The sequence below is a fragment of the Cytobacillus sp. genome, from assembly GCF_032154635.1.
Lineage (GTDB): Bacteria > Bacillota > Bacilli > Bacillales > Cytobacillaceae > Cytobacillus.
Genome location: NZ_JALDXW010000022.1, coordinates 1 through 23,852, shown reverse-complemented (window position 1 = coordinate 23,852; position 23,852 = coordinate 1). Strand labels below are relative to the sequence as shown.

Here is a 23,852-nt window from a genome sequence, read left to right as displayed (position 1 = left end):
GCTCATCAATCATCAATTTTTACAAAACGAAATGATTCCCACGGTTGGATTTGATCTAGTAAATCATGTTCTTCAGGCACTACTTTTGCTACAACATTTGTACAGCCAGCATTAGGCATGGCTTTTAAAGCAATTTGCAGTTCCCCTTTATAACGGATGTCTAAATCATTATCGATCGTAACATCTCCTCGTTCTATATTTCCTGTATCATGGGCAGGAAAAGAGTCGTTCTTATATTTTACTCGAGGCTGTGTGCTCCGAATGACATATTCAGATACATCGCCACGATTAAAATGATGTTCCTCAAATATTACCTTTTCTTCCATAGAACTTGTCAGGGATGAAGTTTTAACTCGTAACTCCAACTTATTGCGATTCAAGCTGCCCAATGCCTCAAGCTCTTCTTTAGAAGCATACATATTCCCAATAATTAAATCATCAATTAAGCCTGTATGCCATAAATCCTTTGCTTGAACGACGATTGGCAGATGACGATGCTCCTCTAATGTTGGCAAGCCAAATGGTGTTTCTTCCCAAGGTCCAAATTTCGCAGCCTGTGATGAAATCATTGCAGCCGTCCGAATATGATTCTTCTTAAAAAGCATTGAACTGCTCATAAAATGACTGCGTGAAAGTCCTGTATACTTCCTTGGATAAAAGTTATGACAGCCAACAATATTCTCTAAATTCGGCTTATAGGACAAAACATTTTCCACATATTTTGTTCCATTGCTACTATTTAATTCGATTTTCATATTTGAAGCATCCAATGACATGAATGCTTCCTCCTGCCCTGAAAACCCCATGTCTAACCGCAATCCATCAAGATGATACGATTCCTTCAGCTGAGAAATTTCTCGAAAGCTTAATCCTAATTCCTCTAAAACAGGAGGAGCAACATCTGCATAAATGTCAAATCCAAGTGTATGCGCAAATTGATTTAGCTGCTGAAGCTTTTCTCTCTCCTCATCATTTTTTAAAGACATTAAGCAGGTAAATATTCGATCAAAACCATTCGCATGCGCCAGCTTGATATAATCCTTTATCTCATTTAACGTCCCATGTTGAGAATAAATAGAAATTCCTAGTCTCCTCATCCTATACCCTCACGTTCGTTGACGTGTCAGCATGGCTGCCTTTTGTTTTCCCTGTTTTGGCTGCTTTATTTGCCATTGCAACAAACGGCGATGGCCTTGCGTGAAGGCCTTCCGGTGCAGTAATTTTAAATCTTTTTTCCATGATAAAACCTCTCCCTATTTCATTATTCAAAGTTAATACGGTCTTTATATTGATCAATTAGGGCAATATTAGCAGTTTGGTTGGTCGAGACATTAGCACTCTGAAAAACTGGCAATCTATCCATATCAAGGGATTCTATCACTTGGCTAAATAAGGCATGCAAGATTGCAGAACCAATCACAGTTGAAGCCGGCCCATATTGAACACCATGAAGGTTTAATATTCCATCGCCAACTGGTATATGTGTATTTAATACGAGGTCTGCCACTTCTTCCAGTCTATGCCCGCTTTCGTGTCTCGTCTGCTGCTCCTGATACTCTAATGACTGGAGGGATATAACGGTTATTCCGGCTTTTTTCCCTAATAGGGCAACATCGATTGGTACAGGATTACACCCGGAGGTTGATATAACGATAAGAACGTCTCCTTGCTCGAACTCAAAGTTCTCCAAATGATTTTTTATAAATGAGGGATCCTTTTCATTTTTCGAAGAAGTTAGCGCACCTGCATGAAGCATTAATGGTTCGATTGTGATTGGGCGAATTGGAACAAGTCCTCCTGCCCGATAATAAGCATCCTGCGCCAAAAGATGGGAATGGCCACAGCCAAATATTTGGAGAATTCCCCCGTTTTGAATACACGCTGCAATGATCTTTGAAGCGCTTTCAATTTGTCCTTGCTCCTGCTCGAATACTTTATTCAAGAGGCGTTGAATCTCTACGAAATATGACTGCATGCTCCTCACCTCTTAATTTCACTTATAAATTTATATCGATCTGCACGATACGTGCTGCGTACCAATTCAAAAGGAACACCGTCTGTTAGAAAACTAATCCTTTTAATAATAAGCACAGCTTGTGAAGTACTAATTTGCAAATATTTGCTGTCTTCCTTTGTAACAATTGCTGCCTCCATTTGCTGAATTGCATTTCCAATTTTTTGATGAGATTGTGCTTCAATTAATGCATAAAGGGAACCCATCATTTTCTTCTCATCTAATTCTGGGAAAATCTTTACAGGAATATAGGTTCTTTCAATAGCCATCGGCTTTAAATCTGCATTCCGGATACGAATGACATGAAAAACGAGTTCATCCTGTTCTAGCTGAAGTTCTCTTGCGATATCAACAGGCGGAATCATTTTCTCAAAGTTGATTAATTTACTGCTAGGTTCCATTCCTCTTGCCCTCATATCCTCCGTAAAACTGGTTAATCCATTTAAAGGCTGCTCTAGCTTTGGGTTAGCAACATACGTGCCTTTTCCCTTTTCCCGATATAAAAGTCCATTGTTCACAAGGTTTGTTATGGATTGCCTCACAGTCATACGACTCACTTTTAACTGTTCAGATAACTCACGCTCTGAAGGGATATTTTCGCCAATTTTATATTCTTCTAGATAAATACGCTGCTTCAGCAACTCTTCAATTTGGAGATAGATGGGCACACGAGATTCTTTATCTATCAAGCCTTTCTCATTCCTTTCCATTACCAATTATTTCTCAAAAACAATACGACCGCGGCAGATGGTTTTTTGTACATTCAACGACTTATCCAATATAACTAAGTCAGCATCAAAGCCTTCTGCAATATATCCTTTATTTGGAAGGCAAAGCTGTTTAGCTGCGTTAGCAGATGACATGGCGACCAGTTCCTGTAATGTGCAATTTGTAGCCTTTTTCATGTTGCGAACCGCTTGATCCATTGATAGCACACTCCCGGCTAAAGCTCCATTTGCGAGATGGGCACCACTTTCTGTTACCGTTACCGATTGTCCTCCTAAATCATATGAGCCATATGGCAGCCCTTTTGCACGCATAGCATCTGTTATTAAGATAATCCCTTCTGCCCCTTTTAGACGAAAAGAAAGGTTTAAAGCATCTGTGTGACTATGCAAAAAATCAGCAATCACCTCTGTCTTTACCCTTTTCTCAAGCAGCACTGCCCCAACAACACCTGGATCACGATGATGAAAAGGGCGCATCCCATTAAATAAATGTGTTGCTTGTCTTGCTCCTAATTCAACTGCCCTTTCCACTTCTTCTGCTGTTGCATCTGAGTGGCCGATCGATGCAAGTACCCCCTTCTTACTGCACGCTTTAATAAATTCAAATCCTTTCCTAATCTCTGGTGCAATCGTAACTTGCTTGATCCGATGCCTGCTAAGCTTTTGCCATTGGTTAAATAGTTCAATGGATGGTTCAATAATATGCTCCACAGGCTGGGCACCAGCCCATCTTCTTGATATAAAAGGCCCCTCAACATGTACACCTAACAGCTCTGCTCCATCCATATCGCTCTCGTAATGACTGATACTTACTAATGCATCCTCTATCGCATGAATCGATTGTGTCATCGTCGTTGCTAGAAAGCCAGTCGTTCCTTCCTTCACTAAGGAATGAGCCATTCCACGGATTGCCTCATCTGTCGCGTCCATCGCGTCAAAGCCTTCTGAGCCATGAATATGCATATCAATAAAACCAGGAAACACTACCCATCCTTTCGACGTCCCGTCTAGATGTTCATTTGCATCAACTTGTAAGTCTTTACCTATTTTTTCGATTTTGCCATCCTTAAGAAATATACTGCCAATACATTCTGCTTGATCATAGTTAACAATTGTGACATTGGAAATGAGAATCTTTCTTTCCATTTAAACAGCTCCTAAAAGGCCCAAATAGATAATGAAAATTTTTTTCCCTTAGATGTTTCAACTTTCCTTAAATTAAATTAATTGGTATAGTTGTCTATACCAATTATAGAGTACGTATAATAAAAAGAAAAGTCTAAATTTTTAATTATTTAATCTTTTTTTTATAAAATTTATATTGGATTTGCCGCTTAATGGTTATAATGAGTGTTGTACGATAATGATGATTTTAGAGGAGTGGTGATGTTGGCAGTAGAAGTTTACTTAACTTTTAATGGAAATTGCCGTGAAGCTGTAGAATATTATGCAGATGTTTTCGGTACTGAAAAACCGCAAATTATGGCATTTGGTGATTCACCGCCAAACCCAGAATTTCCGCTTCCAGAGGAAGCAAAAAATTTAGTTATGCATGCCCGCCTAACTATAAGCGGGAGTACCGTTATGTTTTCTGACACTTTTCCTGGATCGCCTTTCACCCAAGGAAATAACATTACCCTTGCCATTGTCAGCAAGGACATCGACGAAATTAAATCTTTATTTAATAAATTGAAAGAAGGCGGGACTGTCGGCATGGAGCTTCAAGAAACCTTCTGGAGCAAATGCTATGGTCAAGTAACTGATAAATTTGGCATTGGCTGGCAATTAAGCCATGACAGTGGACAAACAGGCATGTAATCTTAGAAAAGCGCAAGCGCCTTGGCCATCTTTCCGTGCAAACTGGAAGAACCGCGACTGGGATAAAGAAAACACGGTGAGCGAGAACGAACCGATGTTGACGCAATCGTTGCGGAGTGGGCCTGAAGTTTAATAGGCGAGGACGCTTACGCTAAACAATTCTCTCATTCTAATGTTACACTTTCTGATAATCAAAAAAGGAAATAGGTTCTCTCATCGAGAACCTATTTCCTCTTTTTATTATATGTTTTTGCTTATCCTGCTATTTGAATTCTTCACCTGAAGCAATCCCTTTATAGATGGCCATATGCCGATAAACAGAAAAAGGATTCCTGCAAGAAGCGAGAGCAGTGTCCAGAATGTCATGCCAAAACCAATTAATTCATGTGCCCCTTCATAATAAGTGACCTCTGGCGTATTAATATAGGCAGACATTAAGGCAGCAGTTATATGTTTCGCCACATACAAAAAAGCAGCAATTGCGATAAAAAAACATCCGAGAGCAGCCATCCCCTTTTTCACCTGAATTCACCTCGACTAAAATTCCATTTTCAAATGTAAAGTAATTATACAGGAAGAAAAAAGAAAAAAGTCGACTCTTTAAGTTTTTAGTTCTTTTTCCTTATACGGTTTCCACTCTTTGCTTTGGCTCTTTCCCATCGGAAAGTTCTGGATGTACCTTTCTAACGATAGCTGGTCTGGCAAGTATAAGGACTACGCCGATTAAAAGGATGGCTGTAATGATTAATATCCACTGTGCCGGCAACACATCGTATAAGAAACCATACAATACCATTCCAAGAGGCATGAGGGCCATTGCTGCTGTTTCAAATAAAGAAAAAACGCGACCTTTGTAGTCGTCATCTATTTGTTTTTGCATCATTACTTGCAATGGTGTGTTAACAATCATAAGAATGATACCGAAACCGAACATAAGTACAATATAATAAGCAAAAATAGCATTCGGTGATAGTGAAATCATTAGCGGGATTGAAATCCCTGCAATCATTGCTCCCATTCCTATTATCCCCCTTTTTGAGACCAGGAGTGGGAATTTCACTTCTTTCCTTACTGAAAAATAAAGCGACATTACTAGCATACCTACTGCAAATGAACCTTGTGTAAGCCCGAAATGCTGTGAAGTCATTTTTAACTTTTCAATAAGAATATAGGAATAACCCACTTCAAATGCGCCGAAGAGGAAATTAATAAGAAGGGCAACCCAGATGACGATGATTAATAATGGCTGCAATTTTAAATAATTTAATCCAGCTTTCATGCTTTGCCACATCGTTTCTTTTTTCTCTCCTTCAATTTTTTCCTTCCTTTTCGCAAACAGCTTGAAGTTCATCGTTGACTCAAGAATGATGGCTATACTGGAGGCAAACATATAGATAATAAGGAATACCGGCATAGAAACAGCACCGTAGAGAAGCCCCCCTACCGCCGGACTACCAATGGAGGCCAAGGAAATAGACATCTGGTTTAAAGACATTGCTTTCTGGATCCGCGCTTCATCAACAAGGCCAGTAATCGATGACGAAAATGTAACGCCAGAAAACGTGGACGTGATAGACAAAATACAAGTGGTTGTATAAATAGCAATAAGAGAAAGACCTATGTTTAAACTTACGATCAGAAGACCTCCAATTGCCATCGTTGTTGCAATCTGTGAACAAATGACAATGGCTTTCCGTGAATAATTATCTGCCACATAGCCAACAAATGGTGCCGCAAGCGTTCGAGGCAAAATACTGCAAATCAGATTCGCTGCAAAGTTTGTTGCAGATCCTGTCATTTGTAAAATATAGAAGCTAATTGCAAATGAATATACATTTGCCCCAAATGTAGAAATAAGTTTACTTATCGTAAATGTCCATAAATGATAGGTTGCCTTTTTCAGCTTCAATGCATCTTCCAAAATAACACACCCTTCAAAATGTTTAATTTAATTAAACAAATCATATCACCTTTCCTCTTTCTTTACAAGCGAAAGTTTAATATAATTAAACTAAAGTGAAATTAGGAGTGTATATAAGCCATGTTAGGAGAACGCATACGTAAATTACGAAAACAAAAGAAAATGACATTAGAAGCGTTAGCAGGTGACGCACTCACAAAAGGGATGCTTAGTCTCATTGAAAATAATAAGGCCAAGCCTTCGATGGAAAGCCTAACATATATTGCACAGCAATTAGGTGTAGAGGTAACTGATTTATTAGAAGAAATCAGTTCACAGGAACTTCGGGAGATTCTTGAAAAGGCGGAAAAGATATATAATCAAGAACCAGAAGAAGCAAATGACCAATATAAGCAGCTCATTTCCCTCATTGAACCTTATGCAGGCAGGCTTGCCAATGGATACGAATCAGCCCGCTTGTTAGATATATACAGCCGCTCCCTTTACTATGAAAAAAAGGATGGCTGGCACGAATTAGTAAATAAAGCTGCACAAATCTATGATCAGATGAACCTTACTTCACGCAGGGCATCACTTGGTGTTTTCCGTTCAGTAGACAAATTTTTCGCCCATGACTATACCGAATCATTGAACATCCATTTAAGTGAACGCCGGAAAATTGAAGCAACTCACGCTTACATCGATCCAATGACAAGGCTGTCATTAGATTATCATGAAGCGGCCTTATACTTTGCCGTCGGTGATACCGATTCTGCCACACGCGTAATGAATGAGGCACTAAACTTTTCAAAAGAGAATCGAATATTTTACTTAATAGATGATTTATATCGGCTTGCTGCCGGATATGCGATGATGTCAAAAAATATTGAAAAGAAAGCATATTATATGAAGAAGCTAAAGCAATATGAGGAGTTTGCTGATGATATGAACTCTAAATGGTTTTGCGAGCTGATCCATATTGATTCACTCATTTCAGAGAAACATGAATATGCTAAAGCCATTAAATGGACTGATAAAATCCTTGAGAGTGATGAAAAGCCAGGAAGCTATCAAGCGTATTTCTTGATTGAAAAGGGACGAGCCTTATATAACCTTGGTCATTTTTCTGAAGCTCTTCATTGCCTTGAGCAAGTCAGCATCCCTTCTTATATACATCATCCGTTCGATTTATCCATATTTTATATTGCAGATTCCTATAAGGCCCTTTGTTATTTGGAACAAAACGATTTAAAAGCAGCTATTCAATTTGCAGAAATGGCGATTAAAAACTTCGAATCGCTTCCAGATACTTCCTTTAAAGAGTTCTGCCTTGCCACCTATCAAAAAGTAAAATTGAAAAGGCAAGCAGAAGAGTAACTCTCTTCTGCTTGCCCCACTTATGTTTCCAACTGCTTTGTATTTTTATGAAGCGGGAGAGAAACGGTAACCTGTGTCCCTTTATTGATCTCTGAATCCACAATGATCTCCCCTTTATGCAACTCGGCAATTTGCATCGCAATGCTCATCCCTAATCCAGAGCCCTCCACCCGTTCATCTGTATTCGTTCCTCGATAGTAGCGATTAAATAGGTATTTTCTTGTCTCCTCATCCATCCCTATTCCATTATCTTTAATCATGATTTTGAGCAGTCCGCTTATTCTATCTTCTTCCATTATAATTTTAATAGCCGTTCCAGACGGGTTATGAATAATTGCATTATAAATTAAGTTATCCATCATTCTTTCAAACCACCTTTTGGCAATTTGAAGAGATACGCGATGATTTAATGGACTAAACGATAGCTGATAGCCTGCCAACGTCCGATCCTCATTGAACTTACTTACAATGCTTAATAGCAGTTGATTTACTTCAATCAGCTGAAAATCAACAAGCGAAGCATTATTCTTTAATCGGAAGCTTAAAGAGAAGTCCTCAATTAGTGTTAACATATAGGCACTTTTTTCGCCAATTGTTCTCCCTATATCCTCAAGTTCTTGTTTAGACCAATCATACTGGCCGCTTTCTAATAGCGATCCGTATCCTTGCATCGTTGTCAATGGGGTACGAAGGTCATGAGAAATGCCGGTCATCCATTCCTCCCTAGTTTTCTCAAGCTGTTCCCTCTCCTTCGTTGATGCAGCTAATTTTTCTGCCATTGCATAAAATGCTTGAAAAACCTCCGCATATAAGCGGTATTTTAGCCGAACCTTCCCGTTTTTCCGGAAAATAAGCTTCTTTTCCTTTTCCGTTAATACCTCATTGTAATTGCCCGTTCCCATCCGGCTAAGCCAGCTAGTAAAAATAAAAAGCGGATTCCCATAGCGGAAGCCATTCCAAAAAGAGATGATAATGGTAATCACAAGAACGATTACACCAGATGCAGCAAACGCAATAATAATGTCTTTCATTGAATCGAGCTTGATCTCCTGCTTATTTTCATTTGGTGTATAGAGAACCCATAAAGCTTGCGTTTGCGGATCCTTCACTATCGTTGTTTTTGTCGAATAAATATCAGGTGCCATCTTTCGGACAAATATATCTAGCGGAAGCTCTTCATCAATATCTAGCGCGCTGCCAAATGACTGGACTAAATTTTCATTTGCGTCATAAATTTTTAAATATCCATCAATGGATAAGAGTCTATCCTCCACCTGTTTCAAATGTGCTTTCGGAACCATGCCATCTTTTCCAAACTCAGCAGCAATTTGCTGCAGCAATTTACGCGCTTCATCTTCATATCCTAAAACGAATAAATAAGGCTCATCATACAGAGTTTCTAGAAAGAAGGTCAGGGAATAGCCTTGGAGCTCGTTTGTTTCCTGCATTTTATGTAAATCATGCTCGCTATATTGATTCGGAATCGTATCTGGAACATTGCCTGATTCAATGACTTCCCCGTTATGATTAATAATCTGCACCCAGATCCCGTCCCTAGCAAAATCCTTATCCCATCCATCTACCATAGAAATTTCTTTCAATGAATTGCCTGTATTCATCGAAATACTTTCAACTTTCGTCTGATAATAGTTGTACTTAGATTCATCCTTCGTTATCCACAGGACTGCAATGAGTAAAATAAAAAGGAATAGAATAATTATTGCAACTGCCAGTGAAATAAATTGTAAGGAGAAATGGAGGAATAGCCGCCTTCTTAAACGATTCATAATGGTCTTCCTTTTACAAGCTTATAACCAAGCCCTCTGACCGTAAGTAAAAATTTAGGATTGCTCGGGTCTTCCTCAATCCGCTCTCTAATTCTTCGAATATGGACAGAAACTGTATTGTCATCGACAAAGTGTTCAAATCCCCAAACTGCTTCTAGCAGGGTCGCTTTAGAAAGCACGATATTCGGATGTTTACAAAAGTACAGCAGCAGTAAATATACTTGTGTAGGACATGGGACTTGTTTTCCATTAACGATTAATTCTCCAGCACTTTCGTCTAAAATAAATCTTCCAAAATCATGTAATTTAGTAGCAGTAGAAATTGGTTGACTCTTGGCAGCAGGGATCCTCCTTAGATACGCTTTTATTCTCGCAGCGATCTCAAGCGGATTAAATGGTTTCGTAACATAATCATCCCCGCCTGTTGCAAACCCCGTCAGGACATCAAGATCAGAAACCTTGGCAGTTAAAAATAAAATATATGCATTTGTTTTCTCACGGATTTTTGGACAAAGCTCAAATCCGCTGCAATCTGGAAGCATGACATCAAGAATAATAATATCAATGCTTGCCTTCTCTACTATTTCAAGGGCCTCACTGCCTGAATGGGCCGTATAAATATACTGAAACCCTTCCTTTTTCAACATTAGCTCCAGCATTTTCACGATTGCTTTTTCATCATCTACAATTAAGATGTTCTTTGTTTCCATGAGCATCCACCTCCCTCATATCGTAGCATAGTAACTTTACGAACAGTTGAACGAAATGGAAAAAATTAATCCAATAGTAAAGTTTTGTTCATTCCCATGAAAGCTGAAAGAAGTAGAGTAGGAGTATGCTGATATGAATAAAGGAGAAGATAAAATGAAACAAAGGTTAGGAATTATTGATGGGATTAGAGGGTTTAGTTTAATCGGTATTTTAATGGCAAATTTGCTTATTTTTCAATACGGCATGTGGGGAAAAGATGAGCTTAAGCACTTCAAATTATTTACAGGCGATGAAGCGGCGAATATTTGGCTAAAGGTATTCGTGGAAGGCAGCTTTATGCCCATCTTTATGTTTCTATTCGGATATTCGATGATCAAAATGAAGGATAAGCTTGAAGAGAATGGCGGAAAGGTAAAACGGCATTTCGCCCGTCGTTTTTTCCTGTTGATCGTTCTTGGTTTGCTGCATTCCACTTTTGTGTGGGAAGGCGATATTCTTTTTTCATATGGCTGTTTAGGCCTACTTATGATGATTTTCTTAAACCGCAAGCCAAAAACAATCTTTATTTGGGCGGTTACTTTGCTCATTTTAACATCATTTATTGGGTTTGGAACGATGACAGCTACACCAGAAGAAGCTGAACGAATAGACTCGTATGTTCAAAAAGCAAATCTTATTTATGCAGATGGCAGCTATTCTGAGATTAAAGAATTTCGGAACAGCGGGGAAGAACCGCTTGCCCTCACACCTGGCGCCTATCTGTTTATCATTCTATTTACACCTTTAATGCTTTGTCCATTATTTTTACTAGGAATGTATGCGGCAAAAATACGCTGGTTTACCCAGCCAAAGGAAGAGCAGAAGCTGTATGTACGGTGGGCAAGTTTACTCGTCCCAATTGGCTTACTTCTAAAGAGCATTCCATATTTACTGCCGAATACTTCTTGGGCAGGGGTGGCACAAATGTTGGGAGCGCCATTATTAGCTATTGGTTATATATTTGCTTTTGCCCTTCTTTATGCAAAAGGAGTTAACCCCGTTTTTCTAAAGCTCTTTGAAAATGTTGGCCGTCTCTCCATGACCAACTATTTACTTCAAAGTATTATTTGTACAACCATCTTCTATGGGTATGGATTCGGGCTATTTGGACAAATCGGCGTTATTAACGGCATATTATTAGCCATTGCCATTTATGGGATTCAAGTCATCACCAGCCACTTCTATTTAAAGGTTTGGAAAGTAGGACCTTTTGAAAAATTGATGCGAATCGGTACGTATTTAAAATGGAGCGGAAACACGAAAAAGAAGACGGAAGAATCAGGAAGTGTTCAACCCGTTCAAATAGAAAAGCAGGCCTAACATTGGAGAAGATATCCTATTAGAGTTTGGGGGTATCTTCTCTTTTCATTAAGCCTTCTTCCTTATGATTTCCCGGGATATTGTTCATTCTTATGAATCATTACTTGATGAGGGTATGGAATATCAATGCCATTTGCATCAAAAGCAGCTTTGATCGCCTTGCGAATTTCACGTTCAACTGCCCATTGTTCGCCATTCTCCGTTTTGGCAATCACCCGCAGCACGACATCTGATGCACCTAATGCTTGAACACCAATGACATTTGGACCTTCTACAATAACAGGATTCTCTGCAGCTATTTGATCACAAACAGCTTGAGTTACTTCAATTGCATGATCAATATCTTCATCATACGCAATCCCAATATCGACAAGTGCGCGCATGCTTCCTCGAGAATGATTTCTTACCGTTAAAATATCCCGATTTGGGATATAGTTTAATGTTCCATCAAAGCTCCTAAGCTGGGTAGTGCGTAAACCTACTGCCTCTACAACCCCATCGATATTGCCAATTGTTACGTAATCATTTACATCCAGTTGTTTCTCTAACAATAGGAAAAAACCTGTAACTACATCACTCACAAGTCCTTGTGCTCCGAAGCCGATCGCTAATCCAACCACTCCTGCCCCTGCAATTAAGCTTGCAACAGGTAATCCAAGTGCATTAAACAATGAAGCTGCAAGGATGAAGATTAGACTGTACGATAAAATATTTTCAGCTAGCCTATGAAGTGTAAGTGCCCTGCCTTCTGAGATATTTTTTCGCTTACTAATATTTAGAAACGTTCGATCTAAAATCTTTCGCCCAATTTTTTTTACAATTATATATGCAATGAATATCCCAATAACCTCTAAGACCTTTTCCCCTGAATCTATTAGCAACTTTTCCCAATCAAAAGTCTTAAATTTAAACAAACTGATTCATCCTTTCTTTTAATGCATTTTCACATTGTTTATCTTAATTGGTTTGCCCTTTTCATTCAATGATTTTCTATTAAGAAGGAACAATCTCTTAAATTTAAAGCCATTTTCTATTCTACTTAACTAAAATGTAGTATTAATTATGAAACCCATTCGTGTAGTATAGAAAATGTAGAGTTTATTTTGATAGACTTTTTACGATCTTCCCAAAAAAATATAAAGGAAATTATTCAGAGAATGATGAAACCAATCAATAAAAATAAATGGATCGCAATTATTATCCTTTTTGTTATTTTCATTACAACTTTTCGCTTTAGCTGGATGACCTTCTTATCCACGCTTGATTATGATGACAATCCAACAGCTGAACACGGCGTACTTGATTTACGCGGAATAAAGTTTACATCTACTCAAACACTTACACTGAATGGGGAGTGGGATTTTTACCCTTCCACATTTCTAACACCTGGTCAATCGAATGATGAAATGGATGAAAAAAAGAAAATATTTCAACATGTCCCTGAAAACTGGAACGATGCATTCCCTAAGGATCATCATTCTTCTTTTTACCATGGTACATATAAATTACGGATATTGCTTGATGACAATCAATACCAAGTTTATGGGCTCAAGTTAGACAATCTCTATAATGCATCCGCCGTTTACGTAAATGGCCAATTAATCGGACAAACTGGAAAGCCAGCAACAAATCTAGAAGATCATTATGGCAATAACATGCCCTACATCGGTACATTTAAACCAGTTGATAATGAAATAGACGTAGTTATCCATGTTTCTAGCAACGCAAAAAAGGGCGGTATCATTAAATCTATACGCATAGGGACAATTGAAGCCATTAATCTCAGAACCTATCTTTCAATCGGATTGCAGCTGTTGCTATGTGTTGTTTTTCTATTACATAGTGTCTATGCAATCATAGCTAATTTTATCGGTTCCAAGCTAAACAAAGGATTGGTTTACTTCTCCATCTTGCTCTTATTTGCTATTCTCAGTGTGTTAGTATCTGATGATAAATTACTATTTAAATTGTTTTCAATTGAATACGAATGGTCATTAAAGATCATTTATTTTGCCTATATTGGTGTGAGTGCATTTATTCCATTGGTTATTAACAGCCTCTACCCTTTAAAAAACAAAAATTGGATCGTACTTGGCTATTCCTGTTTTTGTATACTTTATTCCTTTTTTATTCTATTAGCAGAACCTGAGTACATTATTATGACTTCTAAAGTTTTGCTTAGATTAACTTTAATTCTCTCAATCTTCGTTTCAATTGTAACAATTATGCTGCAAAAGACACAAAAGAATTACGAAGAACTCATTTTTTTGCTGCTTGGATGTATAAGCGTTGGTGTAAATATTTGTTGGACCATTTCAACACCAATCAGTCTGCATTATCCTTTTGATCTTATTTTTGCCGTTCTCGCATTTACTGCCTTTTGGTTTAAGCGTTATTTCTTGGTAACGACCAAAGCTGAGCGGCTGGCTAAAAAGCTGCAGCTTGAAGATAAAAGGAAGGACGAGTTTTTAGTTAATACCTCCCATGAACTGAGAAATCCATTACACGGGATAACAAATATCATCCAAATAATCTTGGAAGATCAAGGTACCCCCATAAGCAAAGAGCATAAAAAACGCTTAGAAATATTGATGGTTGTCAGTAAACGGATGTCATTGATGCTGAACGATTTACTTGATGTGACAAGACTGAAAGAAAAGACACTTCAATTAAATGTTGAAAAAATTAATATTCATGCCATTGTAACTGGTGTTCTCGATATGACAAAACTGATGGCAGATGGGAAACCTATTCAGTTTCATGTGGACATCCCTCATTCTTTTCCTGTTATTAGAGCAGATGAGAATCGGTTAATTCAAATTCTATTTAATTTAATTCACAATGCAATCAAGTATACGGATGAAGGATCTATCTCTATTCGGGCTGAAATAAGCGATGGCTTAGCTTATATTCATGTAGAAGATACCGGCATTGGGATAGCTGAGCATGCTTTGCCAAAAATCTTCTATCCTTATGAACAAGCAGCAGTAAATTCTTCAAGGGCTAGCGGCGGTTTCGGACTTGGGTTAAGCATTTGTAAGGAATTAGTAGAGTTACAAGGAGGGACATTAACTGTTCGTTCAAAACTAGGGGAAGGATCTATATTTACTTTCACCCTTCCAATCATAGATGATTTGTTTTTCGAAGAAGAAATGAATCATTTCTCTTATACGAATAATCCATTAGATTTGACTGCTGCAACAATCGAGCCACTTGATCCTGTTCAGCCATATTTTCAAAAGACAAATGCATCAAAAATAAAAGCAAAAATTTTGGTTGTCGATGATGATCCGATTAATCTAAATGTCATCAAGCAAATTCTTGAAGCAGAAGATTATGAGATAACTGCAGCAACAAGTGCTTATCAGGTTATGGCTGAACTTAAAAACAAGCTTTACGATCTCGTGATCTCTGACGTAATGATGCCACAAATCTCAGGTTATGAATTAACACGTATGATCAGGGAAAGATTTTCTATCTCAGAACTGCCTGTCCTGCTATTAACGGCACGCGTCCGTTCTGAGGATATATTAGCAGGTTTCCAGTCGGGAGCAAACGACTATGTAATGAAACCTGTTGATGCTTCCGAACTAAAAGCACGAGTAAGAGCATTAACGGAATTAAAATTATCCATTGGAGAGCAGCTGCGTATAGAAGGTGCTTGGCTGCAATCGCAAATCCAGCCGCATTTTCTCTTTAACACCCTTAATTCAATCGCAGCTCTCAGCATGATCGATCTCTCTAAAATGCAGGAGCTTCTAGAGGAATTCAGCAATTATCTGCGTTTAAGTTTTGATTTTGAAAACACGAATCCGTTGGTCTCCCTAGATCATGAACTGTCTCTTGTTCAATCCTACTTATTTATTGAAAATGCACGGTTTGGCGAACGGCTAAATGTACAATGGGAAGTCGATACAACGCTTGATATCTATTTACCCCCTTTAACGATACAGCCGCTTGTTGAAAACGCCGTAAAACATGGGATTTTGCAACGAACTAATGGCGGGACAATTACTATTCGAATAAAAAAACAACGGAGTTATGTTGAAATATCCATTGAAGACGATGGAATAGGTATGAGCGAAGAGAAACTAGAACAGCTTTTCACAAAAGATGCTGGGTCACAGAAAAGAATTGGTGTGGGAATACGCAATACCGATCGCCGATTAAGAAAGCTTTTTGGAGAAGGTTTACGAATTCACAGCACACTTGATCACGGAACAATCATTACCTTTCATGTACCACATAAATAAGGAATGAACCCGTTTTTGGTTCATTCCTTATTTTTATTCTTCCAGTTCATATACCATTCCGTAATCGCAGGACTTGGCTCTACATTCAATTCTTCCATTAATACTGTTTTTAAACGATGAAAATGATAATGAACCGACGAGTGGTTATTTTCATTTTCAGCATAGATCTTCATAAGTGAAAAATATGCTTCTTCCACTAATGGGTACCGATTACAAATATCCAAGCCAAGGATGAGTGCTTTTTCTAAATCATTGTTCGTATGATACCAAGATAACATCTTTAATGAGGTACCTACCCACAGGTGCTGCAGCCTTTGGCGTTCACCTTCTGCCCATAAATAGTCATAGCCTTCCAAGTAGTCCCCTTTAAACAAACTCATTTCTCGTTCAAAAACTTCTATTGTTTTATTAGATATGGTAAGACCTGACTGAATAAAATCATTAAACCTGTCAACATCTACTGTGACATTCTTTAATGTCATGACATAGCCTTCTGAAGAATTTCTGATGATAAAATAGTTTCCAAATGACTCAAGTGTTTTGCGAACATGATAGATAGAGGTATACAATTGAGCATAAGCTTTTTTCGGTTCGTATTCCCGCCACAGTAATTCGATTAACTCTGACTTACTGACAATCTTGCCTCTAAAATGAACTAAGTACAAAAATAATTGCTGAACCTTAGTCGTTCGCCAATGAAGCGGGATATGCTGCTGATTTTGAAAAATAGAGACCTGCTGCAATAAATTCATTTCAAGTACAGCCAACTCTTGTATATTGCCATCAGATTTAATATCTATTCGATGTTTAATCCGATTCATCGTATTCAATAACCGTTCTTTACGCACTGGCTTTAAAATATAGTCTAAGGCATTCAGTTCAAATGCTTTAATGGCAAAATTATCATACGCAGTCACAAAAACAATTTGTAAATTAGGTTGTCCTTCCAAAAGGAATTCAGCTAATTCGATTCCGCTTATCCCCGGGATATGTATGTCTAGAAATACAATATCTACTTCTTTCTTTTCAATCGCTTCTTTTGCAAGCATCGGATCTGTATATTTACCAATCACTTTTACATCTGTAATAGCTAATAGTTGATGCTCTAAATAATTTAACGCTAAAAGTTCATCGTCAATTAATATAGCTTTCATGTTTATACCTACCCTTTTGGAATACAAACTGACTATATGAAACATACTTTTGTTCCATAGCTATTGTACGAGCAATTCTAGCTTTCCTTTATCTGCTAGTAGCTATATATATATCATATCATTTATTTTTATATAGCCCTATAATGAAATGCTCTAGGTATTACATCTGTATTTGAAAGCAGTTGATATTTTCTCCACTTAATTAACGGCTAAACCTTCAAACTTTTTCACTGTTTCAGTAAAATCCTCCTGCGAATTTGCAACTGTTTTTTGTAAGCGATCCGTTATCTCATTAACCTGTACTACTTCTTTTGCTATCGTTTCTACATGTCTATTTATCTCGTTAATTGCCGCATCCACACTGCCTGCCAGCCTTCTCACTTCATCAGCGACCACTTTAAACCCTCTGCCATGCTCTCCGGCACGTGCTGCCTCAATTGCCGCATTCAAAGCAAGCATATTTGTTTGTGCAGAAATTTTATGAATTAAATTAGTCACTTCGCGAATAGATAATGTCTGAACCTTTAATTCTTCAAGAACCTGTATATTTTCTTTGATATTTTCTCTGACATCATCAACAAGATTCACAGGTACATTCTTTAATTCAGTTATCAAATTCATCGTTTCATTTTCGCGCTTCGTAATATTCGTAGCTATTTTTAGAACAGCATTTACCTCTCCTTCTTCAGATAGGATTGGCATATAGGTAGCCTCGAGGAGAATGATCTCTCCACTTTTACTTACTCTCCGGATTTTATCTTGGAACTTTTCTCCCTTGCGAAGGTTATCCCATAATTCGGCATATTCCTTGCTTGTTCTATATTCAAGTGTACATAACTGTTTGTGTTTCATGCGAATCATTTCGTGTACATGGTAGCCTAATGTTCGGGCAAAGTTTTCATTCACCCAAATAACTTCCCCATCAGGTTTAAATACAATCATCGCTAGATTTGTTTCCAGTGCAGATAATAGATCTTTTGGCACCAATACATGTGTTATTTTATTCATAGGAATCACGTTCACTCTCATTACCCTCTTTTATATATTCAAGTTTGTACAAACATATTATCTTTGACCCATTCATCAATCTCTTCACTACTCATTGGCTTCCCATAGTAATATCCTTGCATGACATTACAGCCTAATTGTGTTAACGACTCTATATGCTCCAGATTTTCTACTCCTTCTGCAATAACATCCAATTGCAGGTTTTCTGCCATCAAAAGAATCGCATGAATAATCGCGCGTTTACTTTCAGTTTCTAAATCGTTTGTAAACAGCCGATCAAGTTTCAAAGCATCTAGCGGCATTCGATCTAATAATCCTATCGAGGAATAACCTGTACCAAAGTCATCCATCGAAATTTTCACTCCAAGTGAACGAATCCCCTGGAGTTGACGAATAATTTCATTTATATCAAACAATACCATGGATTCTGTAATTTCCAGCTCTAGCAAATGGGAATCTAATCCTGTCCTAATTAATGCTCCTTGGACATATTCAAGCAAACTATCCGTTTGAAAAAGCCTGATAGATATATTTACAGAAACCGGTTGTGTATTCCCTTGCAATTGCCATGCCCTGCATTGACGACAAGCCTCTTCTAAAGTCCATTTTGTAAGAGAAACAATGATCCCGGTCTCCTCTGCAATTGGAATAAATTCGCCCGGAGAAATGATTCCTAACCGAGGATGCTTCCAGCGTAATAACGCCTCAAATCCTACTAAATTATTCGTTTTCACATTCCATTTCGGCTGATATTCAATATAAAACTGATTGTCCTCCAATGCCCATTGCAAATCCTTCTCCAATTCCATTTTTCGGACTTCTTTCGTACCCATAAGCTCGTTATATACACAGTATTGGTTCTTTCCCAACCCTTTTGCCTTATACATGGCCGTGTCTGCCGTCTTAAGAAGCATCGACCGAGCTGAGTCTTTGATAGAGCTTATACTTATCCCAATACTCCCAGTGATGTACAGCTCATTTCCTCCAATTAGATATACATTTTTTATGCTTTGCAAAATTTCTTCTGCTAGTTGTTCCGCTTGTCCCTGCGTGCAGTTTTTCACAATAAATAGAAATTCATCTCCGCCAATTCTAAACGCTTGCTGTCCCTTGCGGATAAATTGACGCAGTCGAAGTCCAACCTCTCTAATGAGTAAATCTCCCGTGTCATGGCCTAGTGTGTCATTTATTACTTTAAATTGGTCCAAATCAATAAATAATACACCGATAGTCTCATTCCCTGTATGCATATCAAAGAACCGATTCATTTCATTGCGGTTCGGCAATCCTGTAATCGTATCTTGATACGCTAATTTTTCTAATACATGACGGTCAAAATAAACCGCTCCCCATGAAATGAATAAAATGATAAATATGGTAACAGTTACCCCATATAATAAGAAAAAGTTCGTCGTTGTATCAGAAGTCCCCATCGCCATCCCTGGATGGTGGTGAAATTTTGTAGCTTTCATTCCTGTATAATGCATTCCGCATATAGCAAATCCCATAACAATTGCCGATAGCCACTTTAGCCAGCTGAAAGATTGCTCATTTCGAAAGCGCAGGAATAAAAATAAGGCAGCATACGATGCAACGAATGCAATAACAGCAGATAAGACCCATAAAGTCTGATCATAAGACATTTCAACAGGCATAATCATTGCTTCCATTCCTATGTAGTGCATCGTGACAATCCCACTGCCCATGATGAATCCGCCAATCGCTAGTTTAATTACATGTATATCCTTTTCCTTCGTGATATAGAAAGCAATAAATGAAGAAATTAAACTGGCTGCCATAGAAAGAAAGGTTAGTCCCCAATCATACTTCACTGGCATTTGAAAATGAACTGCCAGCATTCCTACAAAATGCATGGACCATACACCGCTCCCCATGACAAAAGAACCTGCCAATAGCCAAAAGAAACGGTATTTTCCGCTTGCATATGATATTTTCGAAGTAATATTTAGTGCTGAATACGATGCTAATATCGCTATCATTACTGATAAGGCAACAATATAGTAGTTATACGTTCCTTCCATATACATCATTGATCTACCTGCCTTTAATAATTTTTTATTAAAGTCTTAAAAGAGCTATGCTTCTTTGTTCGTTTTTTAGCATTTCTAAAAAGCAATAATAGCAAAGTTATTACTTTGAGTATTTTGAATATATTATTATGCCATGCCCAACTATACATTTTCTCTACAAGTAATAGGATGCTTGAATAAAGATAAACAGCCACAGGCATCTAACCTGTGGCAAGAAAAATTTACTATTTTACTAATGTGAATGCGTATTCCTTTACCCCTTCAATTGCATTTACAACATTTTCATATCCTAGACTTTCCAGTTGTTTTGCAGCCTCCGAACTCTTCGTGCCAGTATTGCAATATAAGGCTATCGTCTTATCTTTCGGTAATTTAACAAGATTTTCTTCTACAGCATCGAATGGAACATTTATTGCCCCTTCCATCATCCCCTCTTCTTTCACTTGCTTTTCTGGTCTAACATCTACAAGAATAATATCTTTATCTTCATCAATTATTTTTTGGAATGCTGCTCCTCTAACATCTTTGTAATGGACTAAATCATATTCAAATTCTTTCACACCTTGCGCATTTGTTACATCCTTAAACCCATTGCTTGCTAGGATTTCTGCTGCCTTGCGACTCCTATTCCCTGTGTTGCAATAGAGAATGATTGGCTTATCCTTATAATCCTCTATTTCATCAAATCGTCCTTCCATTTCATCAATAAAAATATTGATGGCATGTGGAATATGACCAGCATTATATTCTTCTTCCGAGCGTACATCAATAATAAGGACCTGATCCTTTTCTGTTGCTGAATTTTGCTTAACAAGCTCTTTACCTGACATGGATTTTATTTCTGCTTCTCCTGATTCTGAACTAACAGGTTTTGCATTGTCCTTTGAACATCCTGCAATCAACATCATTGATAACGTTAAAAGGAATATGATAGACATAAATGCTAGCTTCCTATTTTCCACTTAGTTACCTCCCAAAAATTGTATTTCCCCCATATAAAAGCTAACATAGCCCATTATCCTTTTCAACGACTGCATTGGACTAAAAAAAATGAAAAAGAAAGAATAATTAGACAAAATATTCATTTTATAGTTAGATATTAATAATTGAACAAAAAGGGAGGCAATTGAAAATGTATACAAATATATTACGGCACCCAGGACCGACACCCATACCTAAAAAAGTTCAACTAGCAATGGCACATGATATATACAGTCACCGCAGCGGTGATTTCGTGGAGTTATACCGTGAGATAAACAAACGAGTGAAGCCATTGTTCGGGACGAAGCAAGACATTATACTTTTACCATCTGGCGGAACCGCAGCGCTAGAGGCAGCAGCAGTCAATACCGTATCACCGGGTGAAGATGTGGCCGTTATTACTATCGGGGCATTTGGTGACTATTTTGTAGGAATATGTGAAAAATATAACTTCAATGTACATAAACTAGCGATTGAATGGGGGGAGGCATGCACAGAAGAGATGCTTGCAGATTTCCTCAAGCCTTTAAATAATATTAAAGCTGTCTTTGCTACATACAACGAAACATCTACCGGTATTCTCAATCCGATAGACAAATTAGCAAAGGTTGTTCACGCGCATACTGATGCATTATTTATTGTAGACGGAGTCAGTTGTATTGGCGGTGCACCAGCAGAAATGGATGAGTGGGGTATTGATATTTTAGTGACTGGCTCACAAAAAGCAATGATGCTCCCTCCTGGTCTCTCCCTTGTTAGTGTCAGTGAAAAAGCATGGAGGGCGATTGAGGAAAATAAGACTCCTTCATATTATCTAAACCTATTAAGCTATCGCGATTGGGCAGAGAAAGGAATGACACCAAATACACCAGCTATTACGCTAATATATGGTCTAGCAGCTGTTTGTGACTTAATTGAGGAAGAAGGGTTTGACCAAACCATTGCCCGGCATGCTCTTATGAGAGATATGGTCCGAGCAGCTATGAGATCTTTAAACATCGGACTTCTTACTAGTGATGAATTCGCTTCACCAACCATTACAACGATACTTACTCCGGAAGGATTGGACCTTGACGATTTTCTAAGACACCTGAAAAAAGAATACCATCTGGATTTTGCTGGCGGACTCGGTCATTTACAAGGGAAAGTCTTCAGATTTGGACATATGGGCTATTGCTTCCCGAGCGATGTTCTTCAAGCCGTTTCATTAATAGAAGCCGGACTGCAGGACTTCAACTATTCGTTTGAACCAGGCGCAGGCATCAAAGCTGCCCAAAAAGTATTTTTAGAATGGGACAGGGGGACAGGTCCCTTGTCCCAATAAAAAATGAAATCCGAGCCTCGACCATGAGACTCGGATTTCAACTTTTAATTGTATTGGGTTGTTTTCAGCATCCAATGAATTGGTGTTTCTTTTAAAATGGGTTTGTTCCAATAAGCGTTGCATTCTTCACATAAATGCGCGGATGCAATTTTAATTGTGATACAACAAATTCAGCAATGTCTTCTGGCTGCATATATTTTTCTTCGTTTCCATTGATTAAATTGCTTTGGACAGCAAGTTCAGTAGCAACTGTGCTTGGAGCCAATGCCGTTACACGGATGTTATTTCTGCGCACTTCTTGTGCCAACGATTCAGTTAAACCAATCAGCCCAAATTTTGATGCACTATAGGCACTTGAAGTAGCTGCCCCATTTAACCCATTTGTAGAAGAAATATTAATGATGTCTCCACCATTTTTTTCAATTAATTGCGGAAGAACCGCACGTGTAACATAATAAGGACCCATTAAATTAACATCAATCGTTCTTTTCCACTCTTCTGGATCCATATCTAATAGGGATGCAAATTTCCCTGTTCCCGCATTATTTACAAGGATATCTGCTGTACCTAACTCGTTTGTCAATTCCTTAACTGCTTGTTCTACCTGTTCCATTGAAGAAACATCAACAGCAGCATATGCTGCCTTAACGCCTAATCCTTCAAATTCCGCAGCTGCCTCTTTTAATGCATCCTCACTTCTTGCAAGCAACCCTAGGTGAACTCCTTCTTTTGCTAATGCAGTTGCTATTGCTCGGCCGATTCCTCTGCCAGCTCCTGTTACAATCGCTACTTTTCCTTTTAATGATTGTGACAATATGAACATCCCCTTTACATATATATCTTGCTCTTCTATTTCAACATTCATTATAAAATATAAAAGAAGATTTATATATTTTATTCCTTTAATTGTATGTAATCAAGAATGTTGCTTTAGGGACACGGGACCTGTCCCTTTGTCCCGAAGTTACTTTGGGGACAAGGTTCCTGTCCCCTTGTCCCCTGTTATTGTACTGTATATCCTCCGTCTACTAGCAAGCTTGCTCCGGTTACGAATGAGGCATCGTCACTTGCTAGGAACAATACGGCTTTGGCAATTTCTTCAGGTTTGCCGAGTCTGCCAATTGGATGAAGGGAAGCAAGATATTCCTTCACCTTCGGATCAACCCCACTGATTAACGGTGTATCAATATAGCCCGGGCACACTGCATTTACACGAATCCCATGCTTTGAATAGGCAGCGCTCAGATTCTGCGTTAACAGCTTGACTCCACCCTTAGCAGCTGAATAGGCAGTAACATTCGGTAAACTCACGTGACTATGAATAGAGCCCGCGTTAACAATCGCACCGCCTGTCCCTTGTTTTAGCATTTGTTCAATCGCATATTTA

The 23,852-nt window shown here is 38.2% G+C and carries 21 protein-coding genes and 1 pseudogene; 5 read left to right on the top strand and 17 right to left on the bottom strand.

Translation table 11 applies throughout. The features are described from left to right. Positions 1–5 precede the first annotated feature (5 nt). Genes RUH74_RS15465 through nagA form a run of 5 tightly spaced genes read right to left on the bottom strand, consistent with a single transcriptional unit; the run spans position 6 to position 3,888 of the window. Positions 6–1,097, bottom strand: coding sequence for a DUF871 domain-containing protein (locus tag RUH74_RS15465; RefSeq protein WP_313801537.1), 1,092 nt, complete (start codon positions 1,095–1,097; stop codon positions 6–8). A gap of 1 nt (position 1,098) precedes the next feature. Further along, positions 1,099–1,239 carry an HPr family phosphocarrier protein gene (locus RUH74_RS15460; protein ID WP_313801535.1) on the bottom strand — a complete coding sequence of 47 codons (141 nt, stop codon included), beginning with the start codon at positions 1,237–1,239 and terminating at the stop codon, positions 1,099–1,101. A gap of 22 nt (positions 1,240–1,261) precedes the next feature. Beyond that, positions 1,262–1,975, bottom strand: coding sequence for a sugar isomerase domain-containing protein (locus RUH74_RS15455; protein ID WP_313801533.1), 714 nt, complete (start codon positions 1,973–1,975; stop codon positions 1,262–1,264). Positions 1,976–1,980: 5 nt separating this feature from the next. Further along, entirely contained in the window at positions 1,981–2,724 is a 744-nt protein-coding gene (locus RUH74_RS15450; RefSeq protein WP_396230060.1) for a GntR family transcriptional regulator, read from the bottom strand. Between the two features lie 6 nt (positions 2,725–2,730). Continuing rightward, the gene (gene nagA, locus RUH74_RS15445) at positions 2,731–3,888 is read right to left on the bottom strand and encodes an N-acetylglucosamine-6-phosphate deacetylase (RefSeq protein WP_313801531.1); all 1,158 of its coding nucleotides are present in this window, start codon (positions 3,886–3,888) and stop codon (positions 2,731–2,733) included. Between the two features lie 243 nt (positions 3,889–4,131). Here nagA and RUH74_RS15440 point away from each other — a divergent pair, with 243 nt between their 5' ends. Continuing rightward, the gene (locus RUH74_RS15440; protein WP_313801632.1) at positions 4,132–4,560 is read left to right on the top strand and encodes a VOC family protein; all 429 of its coding nucleotides are present in this window, start codon (positions 4,132–4,134) and stop codon (positions 4,558–4,560) included. A 240-nt stretch (positions 4,561–4,800) separates the two neighbouring features. Here the strand turns inward: RUH74_RS15440 and RUH74_RS15435 are convergent, their stop codons facing one another. Continuing rightward, on the bottom strand, positions 4,801–5,082 hold the full coding sequence (locus tag RUH74_RS15435; protein WP_313801529.1) for a hypothetical protein: 282 nt from the start codon (positions 5,080–5,082) through the stop codon (positions 4,801–4,803). A 100-nt stretch (positions 5,083–5,182) separates the two neighbouring features. Then, positions 5,183–6,481, bottom strand: a complete 1,299-nt coding sequence (locus RUH74_RS15430; protein ID WP_313801528.1) for an MFS transporter — start codon at positions 6,479–6,481, stop codon at positions 5,183–5,185. A gap of 120 nt (positions 6,482–6,601) precedes the next feature. Between RUH74_RS15430 and RUH74_RS15425 the strand changes: the two genes are divergently transcribed. Next, the gene (locus tag RUH74_RS15425) at positions 6,602–7,837 is read left to right on the top strand and encodes a helix-turn-helix domain-containing protein (RefSeq protein ID WP_313801527.1); all 1,236 of its coding nucleotides are present in this window, start codon (positions 6,602–6,604) and stop codon (positions 7,835–7,837) included. 20 nt (positions 7,838–7,857) lie between these two features. Here the strand turns inward: RUH74_RS15425 and RUH74_RS15420 are convergent, their stop codons facing one another. Together RUH74_RS15420 and RUH74_RS15415 are read right to left on the bottom strand one after the other, a co-directional pair. Further along, positions 7,858–9,624 carry a sensor histidine kinase gene (locus tag RUH74_RS15420; RefSeq protein WP_313801525.1) on the bottom strand — a complete coding sequence of 589 codons (1,767 nt, stop codon included), beginning with the start codon at positions 9,622–9,624 and terminating at the stop codon, positions 7,858–7,860. Next, complete coding sequence (locus RUH74_RS15415; RefSeq protein WP_313801523.1) at positions 9,621–10,334, bottom strand: response regulator transcription factor; 714 nt, start codon at positions 10,332–10,334, stop codon at positions 9,621–9,623. The genes RUH74_RS15420 and RUH74_RS15415 overlap by 4 nt, the downstream gene beginning before the upstream one ends. A gap of 133 nt (positions 10,335–10,467) precedes the next feature. Between RUH74_RS15415 and RUH74_RS15410 the strand changes: the two genes are divergently transcribed. Continuing rightward, the gene (locus tag RUH74_RS15410; RefSeq protein ID WP_313801521.1) at positions 10,468–11,694 is read left to right on the top strand and encodes a DUF418 domain-containing protein; all 1,227 of its coding nucleotides are present in this window, start codon (positions 10,468–10,470) and stop codon (positions 11,692–11,694) included. A gap of 62 nt (positions 11,695–11,756) precedes the next feature. On the opposite strand, the gene RUH74_RS15405 is transcribed toward RUH74_RS15410, so the two are convergent. Continuing rightward, positions 11,757–12,608, bottom strand: coding sequence for a mechanosensitive ion channel family protein (locus RUH74_RS15405; protein WP_313801519.1), 852 nt, complete (start codon positions 12,606–12,608; stop codon positions 11,757–11,759). A gap of 243 nt (positions 12,609–12,851) precedes the next feature. On the opposite strand from RUH74_RS15405, the gene RUH74_RS15400 reads away from it, so the two are divergent. Beyond that, positions 12,852–15,947, top strand: coding sequence for an ATP-binding protein (locus RUH74_RS15400; protein ID WP_313801517.1), 3,096 nt, complete (start codon positions 12,852–12,854; stop codon positions 15,945–15,947). A gap of 20 nt (positions 15,948–15,967) precedes the next feature. Here RUH74_RS15400 and RUH74_RS15395 read toward each other — a convergent pair whose 3' ends face one another. From RUH74_RS15395 to RUH74_RS15380, 5 genes and pseudogenes are all read right to left on the bottom strand, one after another. Next, positions 15,968–17,101 (bottom strand): response regulator, encoded by a 1,134-nt coding sequence (locus RUH74_RS15395; RefSeq protein WP_313801515.1) that lies wholly within the window; start codon positions 17,099–17,101, stop codon positions 15,968–15,970. Between the two features lie 198 nt (positions 17,102–17,299). After that, a complete protein-coding gene (locus tag RUH74_RS24180) occupies positions 17,300–17,722 on the bottom strand; it encodes a methyl-accepting chemotaxis protein (RefSeq protein WP_396230066.1) in 423 nt (140 codons plus the stop codon). Between the two features lie 12 nt (positions 17,723–17,734). Next, positions 17,735–18,109: pseudogene (locus tag RUH74_RS24175) on the bottom strand (PAS domain-containing protein); the annotation flags it as partial. A gap of 38 nt (positions 18,110–18,147) precedes the next feature. Further along, positions 18,148–20,151: a bifunctional diguanylate cyclase/phosphodiesterase gene (locus RUH74_RS15385; protein ID WP_313801631.1), complete on the bottom strand. Its 2,004-nt coding sequence runs from the start codon at positions 20,149–20,151 to the stop codon at positions 18,148–18,150. 233 nt (positions 20,152–20,384) lie between these two features. Beyond that, positions 20,385–21,122 (bottom strand): rhodanese-like domain-containing protein, encoded by a 738-nt coding sequence (locus RUH74_RS15380; RefSeq protein WP_313801511.1) that lies wholly within the window; start codon positions 21,120–21,122, stop codon positions 20,385–20,387. Between the two features lie 170 nt (positions 21,123–21,292). On the opposite strand from RUH74_RS15380, the gene RUH74_RS15375 reads away from it, so the two are divergent. Next, positions 21,293–22,465, top strand: coding sequence for a pyridoxal-phosphate-dependent aminotransferase family protein (locus RUH74_RS15375; protein ID WP_313801509.1), 1,173 nt, complete (start codon positions 21,293–21,295; stop codon positions 22,463–22,465). A 91-nt stretch (positions 22,466–22,556) separates the two neighbouring features. Here the strand turns inward: RUH74_RS15375 and RUH74_RS15370 are convergent, their stop codons facing one another. Next, on the bottom strand, positions 22,557–23,279 hold the full coding sequence (locus tag RUH74_RS15370; RefSeq protein ID WP_313801507.1) for a 3-ketoacyl-ACP reductase: 723 nt from the start codon (positions 23,277–23,279) through the stop codon (positions 22,557–22,559). A 188-nt stretch (positions 23,280–23,467) separates the two neighbouring features. Then, the coding region (locus tag RUH74_RS15365) for an SDR family NAD(P)-dependent oxidoreductase (RefSeq protein WP_313801502.1) at positions 23,468–23,852 on the bottom strand (385 nt) is incomplete at its 5' end.

Excerpts from the sequence above, each read along its gene's own strand:
- RUH74_RS15375 (WP_313801509.1), top strand. The coding sequence starts at position 21,293 with ATGTATACAAATATATTACGGCACCCAGGACCGACACCCATACCTAAA.
- RUH74_RS15410 (WP_313801521.1), top strand. The coding sequence starts at position 10,468 with ATGAATAAAGGAGAAGATAAAATGAAACAAAGGTTAGGAATTATTGAT.
- RUH74_RS15395 (WP_313801515.1), bottom strand. The coding sequence starts at position 17,101 with ATGAAAGCTATATTAATTGACGATGAACTTTTAGCGTTAAATTATTTA.
- RUH74_RS15465 (WP_313801537.1), bottom strand. The coding sequence starts at position 1,097 with ATGAGGAGACTAGGAATTTCTATTTATTCTCAACATGGGACGTTAAAT.
- RUH74_RS15400 (WP_313801517.1), top strand. The coding sequence starts at position 12,852 with ATGATGAAACCAATCAATAAAAATAAATGGATCGCAATTATTATCCTT.
- RUH74_RS15420 (WP_313801525.1), bottom strand. The coding sequence starts at position 9,624 with ATGAATCGTTTAAGAAGGCGGCTATTCCTCCATTTCTCCTTACAATTT.
- RUH74_RS15425 (WP_313801527.1), top strand. The coding sequence starts at position 6,602 with ATGTTAGGAGAACGCATACGTAAATTACGAAAACAAAAGAAAATGACA.
- RUH74_RS15460 (WP_313801535.1), bottom strand. The coding sequence starts at position 1,239 with ATGGAAAAAAGATTTAAAATTACTGCACCGGAAGGCCTTCACGCAAGG.
- RUH74_RS15455 (WP_313801533.1), bottom strand. The coding sequence starts at position 1,975 with ATGCAGTCATATTTCGTAGAGATTCAACGCCTCTTGAATAAAGTATTC.
- nagA (WP_313801531.1), bottom strand. The coding sequence starts at position 3,888 with ATGGAAAGAAAGATTCTCATTTCCAATGTCACAATTGTTAACTATGAT.
- RUH74_RS15385 (WP_313801631.1), bottom strand. The coding sequence starts at position 20,151 with ATGGAAGGAACGTATAACTACTATATTGTTGCCTTATCAGTAATGATA.
- RUH74_RS24180 (WP_396230066.1), bottom strand. The coding sequence starts at position 17,722 with ATGAATTTGATAACTGAATTAAAGAATGTACCTGTGAATCTTGTTGAT.
- RUH74_RS15450 (WP_396230060.1), bottom strand. The coding sequence starts at position 2,724 with ATGGAAAGGAATGAGAAAGGCTTGATAGATAAAGAATCTCGTGTGCCC.
- RUH74_RS15415 (WP_313801523.1), bottom strand. The coding sequence starts at position 10,334 with ATGGAAACAAAGAACATCTTAATTGTAGATGATGAAAAAGCAATCGTG.